The 16564-nt window shown below is 71.6% G+C and carries 12 protein-coding genes; 8 read left to right on the top strand and 4 right to left on the bottom strand.

The window, feature by feature from the left end:
* The first annotated feature begins 82 nt into the window (after window positions 1–82).
* The 4 genes from AB0I04_RS00610 (at window position 83) to AB0I04_RS00595 (ending at window position 5546) form a co-directional block, all read left to right on the top strand.
* Window positions 83–1786, top strand: a complete 1704-nt coding sequence (locus tag AB0I04_RS00610) for an ABC transporter substrate-binding protein (RefSeq protein WP_360876673.1) — start codon at window positions 83–85, stop codon at window positions 1784–1786.
* A 67-nt stretch (window positions 1787–1853) separates the two neighbouring features.
* Window positions 1854–2813: an ABC transporter permease gene (locus AB0I04_RS00605; RefSeq protein ID WP_360876670.1), complete on the top strand. Its 960-nt coding sequence runs from the start codon at window positions 1854–1856 to the stop codon at window positions 2811–2813.
* Window positions 2810–3799, top strand: coding sequence for an ABC transporter permease (locus tag AB0I04_RS00600; protein ID WP_360876667.1), 990 nt, complete (start codon window positions 2810–2812; stop codon window positions 3797–3799). Before AB0I04_RS00605 ends, AB0I04_RS00600 begins: the two co-directional genes overlap by 4 nt.
* A 121-nt stretch (window positions 3800–3920) precedes the next feature.
* Complete coding sequence (locus AB0I04_RS00595) at window positions 3921–5546, top strand: ABC transporter ATP-binding protein (RefSeq protein ID WP_360876664.1); 1626 nt, start codon at window positions 3921–3923, stop codon at window positions 5544–5546.
* A 196-nt stretch (window positions 5547–5742) separates the two neighbouring features.
* On the opposite strand, the gene AB0I04_RS00590 is transcribed toward AB0I04_RS00595, so the two are convergent.
* Both AB0I04_RS00590 and AB0I04_RS00585 read right to left on the bottom strand, forming a co-directional pair.
* Complete coding sequence (locus tag AB0I04_RS00590) at window positions 5743–6111, bottom strand: hypothetical protein (RefSeq protein WP_360876661.1); 369 nt, start codon at window positions 6109–6111, stop codon at window positions 5743–5745.
* 286 nt (window positions 6112–6397) lie between these two features.
* Window positions 6398–7579: a homogentisate 1,2-dioxygenase domain-containing protein gene (locus tag AB0I04_RS00585; RefSeq protein ID WP_360876658.1), complete on the bottom strand. Its 1182-nt coding sequence runs from the start codon at window positions 7577–7579 to the stop codon at window positions 6398–6400.
* Window positions 7580–7787: 208 nt separating this feature from the next.
* On the opposite strand from AB0I04_RS00585, the gene AB0I04_RS00580 reads away from it, so the two are divergent.
* Both AB0I04_RS00580 and AB0I04_RS00575 read left to right on the top strand, forming a co-directional pair.
* Window positions 7788–8201 carry a hypothetical protein gene (locus AB0I04_RS00580; protein WP_360876656.1) on the top strand — a complete coding sequence of 138 codons (414 nt, stop codon included), beginning with the start codon at window positions 7788–7790 and terminating at the stop codon, window positions 8199–8201.
* A gap of 44 nt (window positions 8202–8245) precedes the next feature.
* The gene (locus AB0I04_RS00575) at window positions 8246–8941 is read left to right on the top strand and encodes a maleylpyruvate isomerase family mycothiol-dependent enzyme (RefSeq protein WP_360876653.1); all 696 of its coding nucleotides are present in this window, start codon (window positions 8246–8248) and stop codon (window positions 8939–8941) included.
* Between the two features lie 224 nt (window positions 8942–9165).
* Here the strand turns inward: AB0I04_RS00575 and AB0I04_RS00570 are convergent, their stop codons facing one another.
* Window positions 9166–11793: a fibronectin type III domain-containing protein gene (locus AB0I04_RS00570; RefSeq protein ID WP_360876651.1), complete on the bottom strand. Its 2628-nt coding sequence runs from the start codon at window positions 11791–11793 to the stop codon at window positions 9166–9168.
* Between the two features lie 117 nt (window positions 11794–11910).
* Window positions 11911–14214: a hypothetical protein gene (locus AB0I04_RS00565; RefSeq protein WP_360876648.1), complete on the bottom strand. Its 2304-nt coding sequence runs from the start codon at window positions 14212–14214 to the stop codon at window positions 11911–11913.
* Between the two features lie 170 nt (window positions 14215–14384).
* Between AB0I04_RS00565 and AB0I04_RS00560 the strand changes: the two genes are divergently transcribed.
* On the top strand, window positions 14385–15080 hold the full coding sequence (locus AB0I04_RS00560) for a response regulator transcription factor (RefSeq protein WP_360876645.1): 696 nt from the start codon (window positions 14385–14387) through the stop codon (window positions 15078–15080).
* On the top strand, window positions 15077–16555 hold the full coding sequence (locus AB0I04_RS00555; RefSeq protein ID WP_360876642.1) for a HAMP domain-containing sensor histidine kinase: 1479 nt from the start codon (window positions 15077–15079) through the stop codon (window positions 16553–16555). The genes AB0I04_RS00560 and AB0I04_RS00555 overlap by 4 nt, the downstream gene beginning before the upstream one ends.
* Window positions 16556–16564 lie beyond the last annotated feature (9 nt).

Genomic DNA, 16564 nt, shown 5'->3' with positions numbered 1-16564 from the left:
ATTTCCTACCCAGAAAGTATATATTGCTCCAGGCCCGCCCACCCCAGGCGGCGTCGCCGCTCCCCCGGAATGAGAACCCCCGATGATGCGAAAAGTCCCCGTCCTGCTCACCGCCGCCGCCGTTCTGGCCGCCGTGTCGGCGTGCTCGTCCAGCGGCTCGACCTCGTCCTCCGGCGGCGCGGCGTTCGACCCGAAGAACTGCCAGGGCGGGACGCTGTACATCCTCGACCAGGACTCGGCGACGGACGAGCACTTCGACCCGGCGCGGATCTACACCTCCGGCGGCGGCGCGGTCCCCTCCCTCGTCTTCCGCACGCTGACCACCCGCAAGCGGGTGCCCGGCCAGGCGGGCACCACCGTGACCCCCGACCTCGCCACCGACACCGGCAAGCCCAGCGACGACGCCAAGACCTGGACCTACCACCTCCGGGACGGCCTGAAGTTCGAGGACGGGACGCCCATCACCTCGAAGGACGTCAAGTGGGGCGTGGAGCGCTCCTTCGCGCCCGAGCTGACGGGCGGCATCCCGTACCTGCGCGACTGGCTGGTCGGCGGCGCCGACTACCAGGGCCCGTACAAGGGCAAGGAGCTCGACTCGATCCAGACGCCCGACGACAAGACGATCATCTTCAAGCTGCGCAAACCCGAGGGCGACTTCCCCTATGTCGCGACGGCCACGCAGTTCGCCCCGGTCCCGAAGGCCAAGGACGGCGGCACCGCGTTCGAGAAGCACCCGATCTCCAGCGGTCCGTACAAGGTGCAGACCCACGTGCAGGACAAGAACCTGACGCTCGTCCGCAACCCCAACTGGTCGCGGACCGCCGACGACCAGCGGCTCGCCTGCCCCGACCGGATCGAGGCGACGTACGGTCTCAGCTCGGCGGTGATCAACCAGCGGCTCAGCACGAGCGCCGGCAAGGACGCGAACGCGATCACCACGGACACCGACCTGAGCCCGGCCGAGCTGGCCCGCATCTCCAGTGACCCGAACCTGAAGAAGCGCACCGTGCGCGGCCAGTTCGGCTACACGAACTACATCGCGTTCAACACGAAGATCAAACCGTTCGACGACGTCCGCGTGCGGCAGGCGATCTCCTACGCCGTCAACCGGCAGGCGGCCGTCAACGCGGTCGGCGGCAGCTCGCTCGCCGCATCAGCGACGACGTTCCTGCCCGACCAGGAGGCCTTCGGCTATCAGGCGTACGACGCCTTCCCCGCCGGGCCCACGGGTAACCCGGCGAAGGCGAAGGAGCTGCTGGCCCAGGCGGGGCAGCCGAACCTGACGATCACGCTGGCGCATCGCAACAGCGACTCCCACCAGGACGGGCCCGCCGTGGCCACGGCGGTGCAGGAGGCCCTCAAGCAGGCGGGCATCACGGTGAAGCTGAAGGCGTACGACCAGGCGAGCTACCGCTCCGTCCAGACCAAGCCGGCCACCGAGCCGGGCATCTTCCTGTCCGGCTGGGGCGCGGACTGGCCGACCGGCGGGCCGTTCCTCGCCCCGATCTTCGACGGGCGGCAGATCCTCACGGACGGCGGCAACTTCAACTTCGCGCAGTACGACGACCCCAAGGTGAACGCCGAGTTCGACGCGATCAACAAGATCTCCGACCCGGTCCAGGCCCGGCCCCGCTGGGGCGCCCTCGACGCCGAGCTGGGGAGGCAGGCGCTCACCGTGCCGCTGTTCCACCCGATCTACCTGCGGCTCTACGGCAAGAACGTCAAGAACACCTACCTCGATCAGTGGCGCGGCTCGTACGACCCGGCCATGGTGTCCGTCAAATGACAGGCCACCGTAGGACGCGGTCGGGCACGCCGCCGTCGCCGTCGTCTCGCCGCGGCCGGGCAGCGGCGTGACCGAGCTCGTCACGGACATCGGCGGTCCGGACGTCGCCGCGTCCGGGCCGCCGACGCGCGCCCGTCAAATGCTGCGGCGACTGCGGTCGGACCGGCCCGCCATGGCCGGCCTCGTCGTCACGGTCGTCCTCATCCTGGCCGCCGTCTTCGCCCCGCTGCTGGCCGCGCTGGAGGGCCAGGACACGACGACGTTCCATCCCCAGCTGCTGGACTCCGCGCGCGGCGGCGTGCCGCACGGCGCCCTGGGCGGCGTCGGCGCGGACCACTGGCTGGGCGTGGAGCCGACCACCGGCCGCGACCTGTTCGCGCGCACGCTGTACGGCGCCCGGATCTCCTTCACCGTCGCCTTCGGGACGCTGGGCGTGCAGCTGCTGCTCGGGGTGGCGATCGGGCTGGCCGCAGGGTTCGGCGGGCGGATCGCCGACGCCACGCTGGGCCGGCTGATCGACCTGTCCATCTCGTTCCCGCAGCTGATGTTCGCGATCGCGCTGCTGGCGATCGTGCCGCAGTCGTTCCCCCGGCCGGCATTGCTGATGCTGGTCATCGGCCTGTTCAACTGGGGCGGCACGGCCCGGCTGACCCGCGGGCAGGTGCTGTCCCTCAAGACCCGCGACTACGTCGCCGCCGCCCGATTGTCGGGCGCGTCGCCGGCGCGGATCGCCCGGCGCGAGATCCTGCCCGGCGCGCTGCCGCAGGTCCTCACGTACGCGGCGATCCTCCTGCCGGCGAACATGGTCTCCGAGGCGGGGCTGTCCTTCCTCGGCGTGGGCGTGCACCCGCCGACCTCCTCGTGGGGGCAGATGCTGTCGACCGCCACCACCTGGTTCCGGGCCGATCCGATGTACGTGCTGGTGCCGGGCCTGTCGCTGCTGACGGCCGTGCTGGCGTTCACGCTGCTCGCCGACGGGATACGCGCCGCCCTGGATCCGAAGGCGTCACTGCGAGGCGGCCGATGACCATCTATCTGCTGCGCCGCCTCGGCAGCCTCCTGGTGCTGCTGGTCGTGATGACGGCGGTCGTCTACGGCATCTTCTACGCCATCCCCGCCGATCCGGCGGTCCTCGTCTGCGGGAAGGGCTGCGACGGCGCTCAGCTCGCCGTCGTCCACCACAAGCTCGGCCTCGACGAGCCGATCACCGCCCAGTACTGGCACTTCCTGGAGGGCCTGGTCGTCGGCCGGGACTACAGCTCCGGGCCGGACGTCACCCACTGCGCGGCGCCCTGCCTGGGGTACTCGTTCCAGACCGACCTGCCCGTCCTGTCGCTGATCGCCCAGCGGCTCCCGGTCTCGCTGTCGCTGACCGCGGGCGCCATCGTGCTCTGGACGATCACCGGAGTGTCTCTCGGGCTGGTGTCGGCCCTGCGGGAGAAGCGGCTCACCGACCGGCTGATCACCGTCTTCGTGCTCGGCGGCCTCGGCACTCCGGTGTTCGTGAGCGGCCTGCTGCTCCTCATGGTGTTCTGCGGCTGGCTGCAGTGGCTGGACTTCCCGGTGTACGTGCCGCTGACCGACGACCCGATCGCCTGGGCGCAGAACCTGATCCTGCCGTGGCTGACGCTCACCATCCTGCAGTCCGCGATCTTCACGCGGCTGACGCGTACCGGCATGCTCGAGACCCTGTCGGAGGACCACATCCGCACCTTCCGCGCGTACGGGCTGCCCGAACGCCGCGTCGTCGGGCGGCACGCGCTGCGCGGCGCGCTGACCCCGTTGATCTCGATCAACGCGGTGGAGTTCGGCGTCGTCCTGGTGAACGCCATGCTCACTGAGACGCTGTTCGGGCTGCCCGGCATCGGCCAGCTGATCGTCCAGTCGTCGAACAACGTCGACCTGCCGGTCGTGGCGGGCCTGACGCTGACCGCCGGCCTGGCCGTCGTCCTGGCCAACACCGTCGCCGACCTGCTGTACGCGGCGGTCGATCGAAGGGTGGTCCTGGCGTGACCGGCGAAGGGCGCGGGGACGTACGGCGGGGTCAACGGCAGACGGCCCTGGCGTGGCCGGCGAGGGCAGTGGGGACGTCGACCCTGCCGTACGCCGGGGTCAGCGGCAGGATGGTCCTGTCGTGACCGGTGAGGGCAGTGGGGGCGTCGTCCTGTCGGTGCGCGATCTGACCGTCGAGTTCCCTTCGGGCGATGGCGTGCTCCGCGCCGTCGACGGGGTGTCCTTCGACCTGGCCGCCGGCGGCGCGCTGGGCGTCGTCGGAGAGTCCGGGTCGGGCAAAAGCACGACGGCGCTCGCCCTCCTGGGCCTGCATCGGCGCACCGGGGCGCGGGTCACCGGCCGGATCCTCCTGGGCGGAGACGGTCCGGAGCCCGTGGACGTGAACGTGCTCGATGATGAAGGGCTCCGTGGGGTGCGGGGGCGCCGCATCGCGATGATCTTCCAGGATCCGATGTCTGCGCTGGACCCGTACTACCGGATCGGCGACCAGATCGCCGAGGTGTACCGCGCCCACGCTGGCGCGGGCCGGAAGGCCGCGTGGGCGCGGGCGGTGGAGGTGCTCGACCGGGTCGGCATCCCGGACGCCGCGCGGCGGGCCCGGGCGCGACCGCACGAGTTCTCCGGCGGCATGCGGCAGCGGGCCCTCATCGCGATGGCGCTCGCCTGCGAACCGGAGATCCTGGTCGCCGACGAACCGACCAGCGCGCTGGACGTCACCGTGCAGGCGCAGATCCTCGACCTGCTCGACGAGCTGCGGGCCGACACGGGCATGGCGCTGCTGCTCGTCACGCACGACCTCGGCGTCGTGTCGCGGTCGGCCGACGAGGTGCTGGTCATGCACCGGGGCCGGGCGGTCGAGCGCGGCCCGGTGCACGACGTGCTGCGCGCCCCGGCGCAGCCGTACACCCGTGGCCTGCTGGAGGCCGTCCCCCGCCTCGACGCGCCCCGGGCCGCCCGCCGCGAGCCCGGCGAGCCCCTGCTGACCGTCACGGACCTCACGCGGGAGTTCCGCCGGCCGGGCCGGGGGCTGCGCCGCGACGTCGCGCGCGCCGTCGACGAGGTGTCCCTGGACGTCCGGCGCGGCGAGACGCTCGGCGTCGTCGGGGAGAGCGGCTGTGGCAAGACGACGCTCGTGCGGATGATGGTCGGGCTGCTCGCCCCGACCTCGGGCCGGATCGTGTTCGACGGCCAGGAGATCACCGGGCTGCCCGAGAAGCGGCTGCGCCCCGTCCGGCGCGACCTGCAGATGGTGTTCCAGGACCCGATGTCCTCGCTGAACCCCCGGCACACGGTCGGCGACAGCATCGCCGACCCGCTCCGGGTGCGGGGCGTCCTCGACGGGGAGGCCCGCCGGACGGCGCGGGAGCTGATGGAGCGCGTCGGCCTGGATGCCGCGCGGCACGACCGGTACCCGCATGAGTTCTCCGGCGGGCAGCGCCAGCGGATGGGGATCGCGCGGGCGCTGTCCCTGCGGCCCACGCTGCTGGTCTGCGACGAACCCGTCTCCGCGCTCGACGTCTCGACGCAGGCGCAGATCCTCGAACTGCTCCGGGACGTGCAGGAGGACTACGGCCTGACCATCGTCTTCGTGTCCCACGACCTGGCGGTGATCCGCCAGGTGAGCGACCGGGTCGCGGTGCTGCGCGACGGCACGCTGGTCGAGCTGGCCGACGTGGACGAGCTGTACGAGTCGCCGCAGCACGAGTACACCCGGACACTGCTCGCGGCGGTGCCCGTCCTGACCTGAGGAGTTCTTCGAACGGAAGCGCCGGCCGCCCGGGAAACGGGCGGCCGGCGCCGGATTTCACGCGGATCGTGGGCCTCTCGATTTGGGGACGCGAGATTGCGAGCGCCGGCCACCCGGGAACGGGCGGCCGGCGCCGCGCCTTACGCGGATCCCGGCGGTTCACCGCGTCGTGAAAGGCCGGAGATCCGCGGCGAGCTCAGGAGGCGCAGATCGCGTAGACGCTGATCCCGACCGTCGAGTAGCCGTTCTGCCGGCCGAGGGCGATCCAGCCACGGCCGTCGTCGGTCGGGAAGCTGCCGACGAGGATCGCGTCGTTGCCCCGCGCCTCGGCGCCGCCGCCGAGGACGCGCTTGCCGGCCGGGCAGAAGAGCACACGCCGCTGGAAGTTCGGGACGTTCGCGTTGGGAAGGGCGACGATCTGGTACCCGGCGGGCAGGGCCGCCGTCTTGCTGTGGGCGGCGGGCGCCGGAGCGGGAGCGCCCTTGTCCGCGTGGGCCGCGAGGCCGGTGGCGACCACTGCCGCGAGAGCCATCGTTCCCGTTCCGAGCGCGTACATCTTCCGCATGCAGATCTCCGTTTCCGAGGTAGCAGGAACTGCGTCGCGCGAATCCTTGGAAGCGCCTTTATCGGCGGCCCGTTGGATCCATTGCGTCTACTACCCGGAAGATCTGCGATCACACTCGGTAATTATGCGATCACCGCGTGCGGCCGGGTAACTCCAGCCGTTACTCCCGAGATATTCGATAAACAGTTTTAGCGACGGCGACCGGAAATGCCGAGAAGGCCGCCAATGGCCGGTTCGGGCCGCGACCGCCTCGGCATCTCCGGCGATCCTCCAGGGATCGGGCGGATCAGCGCGCCCAGGTCCAGGCGTAATCGGACGCCTCGACGGACAGGGCCTCACCGCCGATGTTCAGCGGCCGGAACGTGTCGATCATCACGGCCGTTTCGGTGGTGGTCTTATGGCCTTTTCGGACCGCCTCGATTACGCCTTCGACGGAGCCCGGCGCCGGCCCGTGCGTGAACCCGGACGGGTGCAGGCTTATCGACCCGATGTCGATTCCCGAGCCACGGCGCGCGGTGTAATCCCCGCCCACGTAGAACATCATCTCGTCGGAGTCGACGTTGTGATGGTTATACGGAATGGGGATGGCCGCGTCGTCGAAATCGAGCGGCCGCGGGCAGAACGAGCAGATGACGAAGTTCGGACCCTCGAACGTCTGGTGCACCGGCGGTGGAGCGTGCGTGCGCTTCACGATCGGCTCGAAGTCGGCGATGTTGAAGACGAACGGGTAGAGGCAGCCGTCCCAGCCCACGACGTCGAGCGGATGGTGCCGGTAGGTCAGGCGCGACAGGCCGGCGCGGGTACGGACGAGCACGGGCACGTCCTCGCCCTCCTGGACCAGCGGCTCGACCGGTCCCCGCAGGTCGCGCTCGCTGTACGGCGCGTGCTCCAGGAACTGGCCGTACTGCGACAGGTAGCGCTTCGGCGGCCGGATGTGCCCCGACGCCTCGAAGACCATCAGACGCAGCGGTGCGGCCGGCTCGGTGCGCACGAAGCGATGGATCGTCCCGGTCGGGATGACGACGTAGTCGCCGGGTCCGACGTCGAGGGCCCCGTACGTCGACTCGAGCCGCGCCCGGCCCGCCTCGACGTACACGCACTCGTCCCCGACCGAGTTGCGGTACAGCTCGCCGTCCGTATCGGCGGCCACGTACGAGATGCGGACGTCGTCGTTGCCCACCAGCAGCCGCCGCCCGAGCACCGGATCGCCGCCGGTCTTGATCTCGTGCGCCTTGAAATGCCGTGGCAGCAGCGGATGGTTCGGCCTCACACCCGTGGCGTGGGCCGGAACGTCCACGCCCTCGCTCTTGACGATGGCGGTGGGCGGATGCACGTGATAGAGCAGCGAGGAGTCCGAGGAGAACCCCTCCTCCCCCATCAACTCCTCGGCGTACAGCCCGCCGTCAGGTCTGCGGAACTGGATGTGCCGTTTGCGGGGGATCTCCCCGACGGCTCGGTAGTAGGGCATCTCCACTCCGGATCTCGGAAAAGCGTCGATCACCTTCACTGCCGACTGTAGGCGGTGGCCCGGACCGCCGCCAGACGCCTCCGCGCTGGTCGCGGGCGGGTACGAGCGGAACGCTCCCCTGCGCCGGCCGCGGGCGGGCACGGGCGGACGGTCCACGGGACCCTCCGGCGGCGACTAAGGTTTTGCCGTCGTTCAACGAGGAGGAAGAATGCGCGGAGGCGTACGCCTTCCGGCTCTGATCGTCGCGGTCGGGCTGCTGGCGGGCTGCAGCGACCCGGCCGGCGCGGCGCGGCGCGAGCAGGGCGCCGCCCGGAAGAAGTCTCCGTCCCCGCACGCCACCGCGTCCCAGAAGGCCGCCAAGCGGCACACCAAGGCGGCGTCGTGGTGGCAGGCGGTCGGCACGGCCAAGACGGCGGGCGGCCTCCGAGTGAAGACCGGCGCGCTCAAGGCCGGGCGGGTGAAGGTGGTCGTGACCGACGTCACCGGCCACGCCGAGCGCAGGTTCACGGCGTCGGAGACCCCGCAGTCCATCACGGTCGGAGGCTTCACCCTCACCGCCGTCAAGGTGAGCAGGTCCACCAAGATTGGAAAGTACGGCGTCGGCTTCCACTACCACCGCTGAGGCACCGTGGAATGTTCCGCCGTCGCCGGGGCAGGAGGACGGGCGTGACCGCACTCGATGATCTCGACCCGTTCGCCGTCTTCGACACCGAGGCCGAGCGCCTCGACCGCTACTTCAGCGGCCTGAGCGACGAGGAGTGGATGCGGCCGTCCCGCTGCGAGGGATGGACGGTCCGCGACGTCCTCGCCCACCTGGCGGGCGGGGAGGACTACAACCACGCCTGCCTCGACGACGGCCTCGACGCGCTCTGGTCCCGGCTGGAGAAGAACGGCGTCGCCGGGTTGGTGGACTTCAACGACTGGACGGTCCGCACCCGGCGCGATCTCCCCATCGCCGAGGTGCTGGACGAGTGGCGCACCCGGAACGGCGACACCCGCCGACGGATGCGCGCGCTGGGGCGCGACGCGACGCTGGCCACGATGGCCGGGGCGTACCCCGTCGGCCTGCAGGCCTTCCACTACGCGTCCGAGTACGCCACGCACGGCGACGACGTCGGCGTGCCGGTCGAGGACGCCCGGGAGCGTACGGCCTGGCGCGTCGCGGTCGGCCGGTTCGCCCTGGAGGAGCAGGAGGCCGACGTCGAGGTCGAGGAGGACGACGACGGCGACCTCGTCGTGCGCACACCCCGCGGCCTGGGCCGGCTGACCCCGGCCGAGTTCGTCGAGGCCACCGTGGGCCGCCTCCCCGACGGCCACCCCCTCGACGCGGACCTCCGCGACGCCCTGCGCTGCCTCGCCTGAGCGAGGCGCGAGCCTGGGAGCAGCGCGAACGGGGCGGGCCGACCGGCCCGCGGTCGCCGACAAAACCGTGCTCCACATCGGCGTCTCACCGACGGAGTCGAAAAAGGACTACAAGGGCGACGCCTGCATGATCGTGCGCAAGTAGACTGCGGCCTCACGCCTTCCGAGGGCCGCCCCCCTTTCCCCGGGGGGCGGCCCTCGTGGCTTGTGGTCGCCTCGCTGCCTCAGCCGGTCGGCGTCGTCGCCGTGACCGACGCGGGCGCACCGGTGCCGGTGGCCGTGACGGCGGCGATGGTGAAGGTGTACTTCGTGCCCGGCTGCAGGCCGTTCACCACCCGGAGCAGTGCCTTGGCCGTCGGCTGGCTGATCAGCGTGTCGCGGCCCTGCACCGCGACCGTACGGCCGTCGGAGACGCTCACCGTGTAGCCGATCACCGGTGTGTCACCGATGACGGTCGGCGGGGTCCACTGCAGCGCGACCGCGTCGGCGCTCGCCCGCGCCTTGAGGCTCGTCGGAGCGGCGGCGAGCGTACCCGCGCCCGGCCCGGGCGTGACGGCGGCGGACGGCAGCGAGGGGACGCTGACGCCCGAGGCGCCCCGGGCGGTGACGGTCACCGTGTACGGCGTGCCGTTCGTCAGCCCGTCGATGACGGCGTAGCCGGTGCGCCGGAAGTCGGCGGCACCGATCGTGACGCTCTTCCCGCCTGACGCGGTCGCCGTGTACGAGGTGGGCGCCGCGCCGTCGGAGGCGGGGTTCCACGCGACGTACACCTTGCCGTCGGCGGCGAAGGTGGCGACGCGTCCCGGGGCCTCGGGCGCGGTCGGCACCCGGACGCCGAGGATCCCGCGGTACTTCGGCTCCAGGCCCGCGTTGGTCACGATGTCGGCCGGAGCCTTCGACGGGTCGGACAGGATGTGGTTGCCCTGGGTGACCAGGCCCTTGTTGTCGCTGTCCGGGTCGCCCTGCTGCCAGTAGTTGCCCTTGACGAGTGTCGGGTCGTTGTTGCCGAGGGCGTCGCGGTAGTCGGTGTGCCGGCTGGCGACGTTCGCGTACGCCGCGTTGTACAGCACGTTCCCTTCGATCGTCTCGTACGTGCAGCCGTTGTCGGTGTAGACGTTCTTGCCGAGGCCCCACTGGTCGTGGATGACGTTCCCGGTGACCTTCTCGCCGTCCGCGATGGACGTGCCGGTGATGCCCTGGGTGTAGATGCCGCCGCCGTCGTCGAGCAGCTGCATGTAATTGAAGATGAGGTTGTCGCGGACGGCGTTGTCGTGGGAGACGTTGGGCGTGGCCGGCTTGCTGATCTTGTCGGGCCAGCCGCCCCAGCCCATCGATATCGCCGAGTACGCGACGTCGTCGATCTGGTTGTGCGCGATCGTGTCGTTCTGGCTGTAGCCGTTGATGATGGCCACGCCGCCGTGGAACTCACGCGGCAGCCCGTACAGGTGGTTGTCCTCCACCGTGTTGCCGCGGGTGGTGCCGGCGTCGTCGGCCTGCGGCTTGTCGACCCCGCCGATCTCGACGCCGTTGCCGGAGATGTCGGTGAAGACGTTCCCGCGGACGACCGCGTCCTTGGCGCCGGTGCCGAACTCCAGACCGGCCGCGCCGAGGTGGGTGAAGACGCTGTCGCTGAACTCCACGCGCTCCCCGGTGACCGAGATGTTGCCCGGCTCCTTGGTCCAGGAGGCGTACGGGCAGGTGCCGCCGGCGACGAACTGGCACAGGCCCTGCGTGGCGTACCCGGTCTTCCCCGTGACGGTGTAGCCGGCCTGGATCTCGGAGAAGCCCTCCGGGCTCGACGGCGTCAGCCAGGTCGCGTAGGAGAACTGGAGGCCGCGGAAGGCCACGTCGTGGACGCCGTTCGCGTCGATCAGCTTCTCGATCGCCGGGACCTCGACGTCCGCGCGGCGCAGGTCCTGCCCGGCCCGGGGCTTGTAGTAGACGCGGTGCCGGCTGCGGTCGAGGTACCACTCCCCCGGCTGGTCGAGCAGTTCGAGGGTGTTCTCGGCGTACGCGGGCAGGCTGCCGTTGGTGAGCGTGCCGGGCCCGACCATGTTGACCGTACGGCCGGGGATGTCGGGGAAGATGACCCGCTTCATCGAGTTGTCCCAGCACGGCTGGGCCATCGTGATCGTCGTGCCGGAGGCGGAGGCGATCGGGCAGCGCGGCTCGGTCCACTGGCCGAGGCCGTAGCGCTCGGCGTTCCAGAGCTTCTCGCCGGCGGTGTAGACGAACTCGACGTCCCCTGGATTCCGCCACTTCGCGAGCGTGTCGGCCGACGCCGTGTACCCGGTGTCGGTCGCCGTGAGGGTGACCGGGACCTTTCCGCCGGCGCGCTGCGCGCGGACGCCGTTGACGTACAGCTGCCGGGTGTTGCCGAGCCCGCCCGGGGCGGGCGCGGACCAGACGCCGTTCGGGCCGGGCTGCCAGCCGGTGACCCGGCGTCCGCCGCTGATCACGGTGCCGGGCGAGCCCTGCCAGATGATCCGGTGGCCGTCCCGGCCGGAGTCTCCGGCGTCGAGTTCGAGGGGCCGGGACAGCCGGTGGACGCCGGGCGCGAGGTGCACGGTCAGGTCCCCGGCCAGGTGCCGGGACCGGGCCAGGTCACGAGCGCGTTCGAGGGTCCGGACGGGGCGTACGGCCGTGCCCGGAGCGTGGTCGGAGCCTGCCGGGGAGACGTACACGTCCTGGGACGCCGCCTGTGCTGCGGGCACCCCGGCCTGCAGCGCTCCGGCGGTCGCGAGGGCGGTCAGTGCGGCGGTGAGGAACAGTACGCCCGGGGCCCGGGATCGCGGCGGCTCGGCGGCGACGACCCGGGACCCGGGCGTACGAAGGCGGAAGAAACGGGGCATCGGCCCTCCAGGGTCAAGAGACGCCCTAAAGGTAGGACCAATTATCCCGCCGATCAATACTTCTATCCCAAAATGACTGGTTCTGCGAGTATTGATCGGATCACTTACCCCTTCCGATCAGCCGACCTGGCGAAGCAGCGCCGGGGTGAGCGGCATGCTGTAGACGCCACGGCCGAACGTCGCCGCGTACAGCCTCCCGGCCTTGAACTCGATGTCGGTGACCGCGGCCAGCGGCAGGCTGCCGAGCCGGATCCAGCGCTTCCCGAGGCCCGCGAAGACGCCGGCGTCCGTGGCGACGACCAGTACGCCGCGCGGACCGATGATCACGTCGTTGACCGGGGCCGTCGGCAGGTTGCCGGTGATGTCGCTCCACGTACGGCCGCCGTCGGACGACGTGAGCACGTTGCCGCCGCCGGTGCCGGCGCGGTAGCCGGACAGGGTGACGACGATGCGCGCCCCGTCGAACCGGACGCGGGTCACCCACTGCTTCCCGGCCAGCAGCGGCGTCCACGTCCGCCCGGCGTCGCCGGTCAGCTGCACGCGGCCGTCGTCGGTGCCGGCCAGGATCCGGTCGCCGGTGGCCTGCACCGAGGTCAGCGTCCCGAACGGGTAGACCGGGTCGTCGCCGGGCCCGCCGGTCAGGTCGGGGCTGATCGGCGTGAAGTGCAGGCCGTCCGTCGACCGGAAGAGCCGGTTCCCGCCGAGGTAGGTGACGTCGGGGTCGTCGGTGGCGAACTCCAGCGGGCTGAACCAGTTGAACCGATCGTCGTCGGCCGTCGCGACCGTGAGATCGGTGGTGTGGTCGCCGCCGTCGAGGGAGCGGGCGCAGTTACCGTACTGGTAGCAGGCATAGACGCGGTTCTGGTTCCGCGGGTCGATGAGGTTCTGCTCGCCGTCGCCGTCGTACCAGGAGTTCCAGCGGTCACCGCCCCAGGTGCGGTTCGATCCGTTGTCCTGGGCGCCGCCGGTGATGCGCGTCGGGTCCTGCGCGCTCACCGCGACGCTGTAGAACTGCGTCCACGGCTCGTACGCCGCGTGCGTCCAGCTGCCGGCCGCCGCGTTCGCGTCCGAGCGGTAGACGCCGCCGTCGTTGCCCTCGTAGACCCGGCCCGGCTTGGTCGGGTCCCAGGCGATCGCGTGGTGGTCGACGTGCGTGCCGGTGTCGTTGGTCCACGTCTTGCCGCCGTCCTTGGACTCCCGGAGGAACTCCCCGGGGACGAGGAGGTGGTCCCGGTTCGCCGGGTCGACCCAGACCTCGCCGCCCCACCAGCCGAGCGCGGCCTCGGGCGCGCCGCCCGTGGTGAAGGAGTTCCCGCCGTCGTCGGAGACGTAGAAGCCCTTCTCGTCGCCGTACGCGCCCCACGTCGCGGTGCGGACGTACACCCGACCGCCGGGCGCGGCGGCCACCCCGGAGCGGCTGAAGCTCGGGTCGGGTTTCAGGCCGGTCGTATCGCCGGGGGTGAGCTTGGTGACGTTCTCCAGCCGCGTCCAGTGCGCGCCGCCGTCGGTGGAGCGGTACAGCCCCGAACCCGGCCCGCCGTACCGGCGCAGGCTCGGCGTGCGCTGCCGGTCCCAGAGGGTCGCGTACACGGTGTCCGGCCGGTCCGGCGCGATCGCCAGGTCGACCGCGCCGGTCCAGGCGTTCGCCCCGGCGAGCACCCGCTGCCACGTACGGCCGCCGTCGGTGGTCCGGTAGACGCCGCGCTCCCCGCCCGGGCGGAACAGCGACCCGGTGGCCGCCACGAAGATCCGCTTCGGGTTCGTCGGGTCGACGGCGATCCGCCCGATCGTGGCCGAGTGACGCAGGCCGAGGTTCTTCCAGGTACGGCCGCCGTCCGTGGTCCGGTAGATCCCATCGCCCTCGTAGGTGAGCGAGCCGCCGCCGGGGTTCGCCTCGCCGGTGCCGACGTAGACGGACCCGTCCGGAGCGGCGACCGTGGCGCCGGTGGCCTGCGGGTAGTCGTCCGGCCACACCGACCGGAACGTCGTGGCCCGGTCGGTGCTCTTCCAGACGCCGCCGCTGGCCGCCGTGATGAAGACCGCCCCCGTACGGTCGACGGAGACGCCCGTGACCCGCCCGCCGATGTTCGTGGGCCCCTCGGAGGTCCAGTGCCCGACGGACCGGATCCGGCGGGCCTGGCCGGCCGCCGTCAGCAGGGCCTGCTCCGGCAGCCCGGCACCGCCGGACAGGTCCTGGCGCGCCTTCCACTCGCCCGGGGCGAGCGGCCCGCACTCCTCCGGTTCCTCATCCTTCAGAACTCTGGTCGTCGCGGCCTTGGCCGCCTTCACCGCGGGCTCTTCACAGTCCTCGCCGGTCGCCTTCGCCGTCGGCGCCGCATGCGCCGGGGCGGTGAGGCCGGCGACGAGGACGAACGCCGGGATCACCGCCCACCGGGCCCATGGCCGGATCCTGTCGCGCACGGTCATCTCCCATCTCAGGAGTTGTCAGAACGCGCGCACTGTCACACCGGCCGAGCATCGGATCAAGGTGATGGGCCGGTTCCGGCCAGGGGCGCGACCCCGTACGGGATCTCAGGCGGGTCTCATGTTCGCTTCATGGTCGGATCACGGCGACTGCCCAGGCTGTCCGCATGGTGGCTTCCGCACGGATCCTGGTGGCCGACGACGACCCCGCGGTGCGCTCCGCTCTGGAGCGTGTGCTGCGGTTCAACGGCTGTGAGGTCGAGCTCGCCGAGGACGGCATCGGCGCCCTCGAGGCGGTCGACGCCGCCCGGCCCGACGTCCTGATCCTCGACGTGAGGATGCCGAACCTCGACGGGCTGGGCGCCTGCCGGATGTTGCGGCGGCGCGGAGACGACATCCCGATCCTGATGCTCACCGCCCGCGTCGACCTCGACGACCGCGTGACCGGCCTGGACGCGGGCGCCGACGACTACCTCACCAAGCCCTTCGAGCTGGAGGAACTCCTGGCCCGCCTGCGCGCGCTGCTGCGGCGGTCGCGCGGATTCGACGACGGCGACGGACCCCGCGAGGAGGTCCTGCGCTTCGGCGACCTCACCATGAACCTGACCACCCGGGAGACCTGCCGTGGCGAACGGCCGCTCGAACTCACGCGGACGGAGTTCGACCTCCTCGAGCTGATGATGCGCAACCCTCGGCACGTGCTGGAACGCTCCCGGATCCTGGAGGAGGTCTGGGGGTACGACTTCGGGCGTTCGTCCAACTCCCTCGACGTCTACATCGGCTATCTACGGCGCAAGACCGAAGAGCACGGCGCGCCCCGGGTGATCCACACCGTCCGGGGAGTCGGGTACGCCCTCCGATGAGACTCCCGTCCCCGCGCCGGCTGTCGCTGCGGTCCCGCGTGGCCCTGCTGGCGGCCGGCGCCGTCATCCTGGCGATCGTCATCGTGGCGTTCGCCGCCGACACGCTGCTGCAGAACGAACTGCGCAACCAGATCGACCAGACCCTCACCACCCAGGCCCAGTCGTTCGCCCACTCGCCGGACGACCGGCCGGGCGACCGGCACGACGGCCGCCTGCTCGCCTCGATGGGGATCAGCGTCGCGATCGTCCATCCCGACGGCTCGGTCATGACGCCGCCGGGCACGACGCTCCGCGTGCCCGTCGACTCCGCCGACGTGCGCGCGGTGTCGGCGGGCCCCGGGCCTCAGGTCCGGCTGCGCAGCGACTACTCCGGCGACGTGCACGTACGAGTCGTGACGACGCGGGCCCCGGACGGCAACGTCATCGTGCTGGCCCGCTCCCTGGCCGACGTCGACCGCACCGTCCTGCGGCTCCAGCTCGGGACCGTCATCTTCGGCTTCGGCGCGGTGACCCTCGCCGCCACCGCCGGCTTCGCCGTCGCCGGAGCCGGGCTGCGGCCCATCCGCAACCTCACCCGGGCGGCCGGGCGGATCGCCCGGACGCAGGACCTGGACCCCACGCCGATCGAGGTGACCGGCGGCGGGGAGATCGCCGAGCTCGCGCACAGCTTCAACGCCATGCTCGCCGCGCTCAACCGGTCCCGCGAACGGCAGCGGCAGCTGGTCTCCGACGCCGGTCACGAGCTGCGCACCCCGCTCACGAGCCTGCGCACCAACATCGACCTGCTGATCCAGATCCAGCGACACCCCGAGCGGCCACTGCCCCAGGGCACCCACGACCGGCTGCTCGCCGACGTCAAGGCCCAGCTCATGGAGCTGACCACCCTGGTCGGGGACCTGGTCGAGCTGGCGCGCGACGACGAGACGCCGCGCCGGCGCGAGCCCGTACGGCTCGACGAGGTCGTCCACCATGCCGTCGAGCGGGTGCGCCTGCGCGCCCCCGCGACGGTGTTCTCGGTGAACCTGGAACCATGGGCCGTGGAGGGGGCGGAGCCGGAGCTGGCGCGGGCGGTCACGAACCTCCTCGACAACGCCGTGAAGTTCGGCCCGCCGGACGGCACCGTGTGGGTCGTGCTCCGTGACGGCGAACTCGTCGTCGCCGACGAGGGCCCCGGCATCGAGCCCAGCGACCTGCCGTACGTCTTCGAGCGCTTCTACCGGTCGGCGGCGGCACGCGCGGTCAGCGGGTCCGGCCTGGGCCTGGCGATCGTCCGGAACGCCGCCGACCACCATGCCGGCGAGGTGATCGCGGAGAATCGGCCCGGAGGCGGCGCGCTGATGCGTCTCCGGCTGCCCGGCGTCCCCGGCCCCGGCGGCACGCCCCCGCCGGAGGCCGGGTCCGCGGTCCCGACCGGGTCGAGGCCCCGATCTCGCGGGCGACGCTCAGCGAGCGCGGACCAGCCGGTCCAGCGCTGACGCCCCGCA

The organism is Actinoallomurus sp. NPDC050550 (genome assembly GCF_040655075.1).
GTDB lineage: Bacteria > Actinomycetota > Actinomycetes > Streptosporangiales > Streptosporangiaceae > Actinoallomurus.
This window is presented reverse-complemented; position numbering and strand designations above follow the sequence as displayed.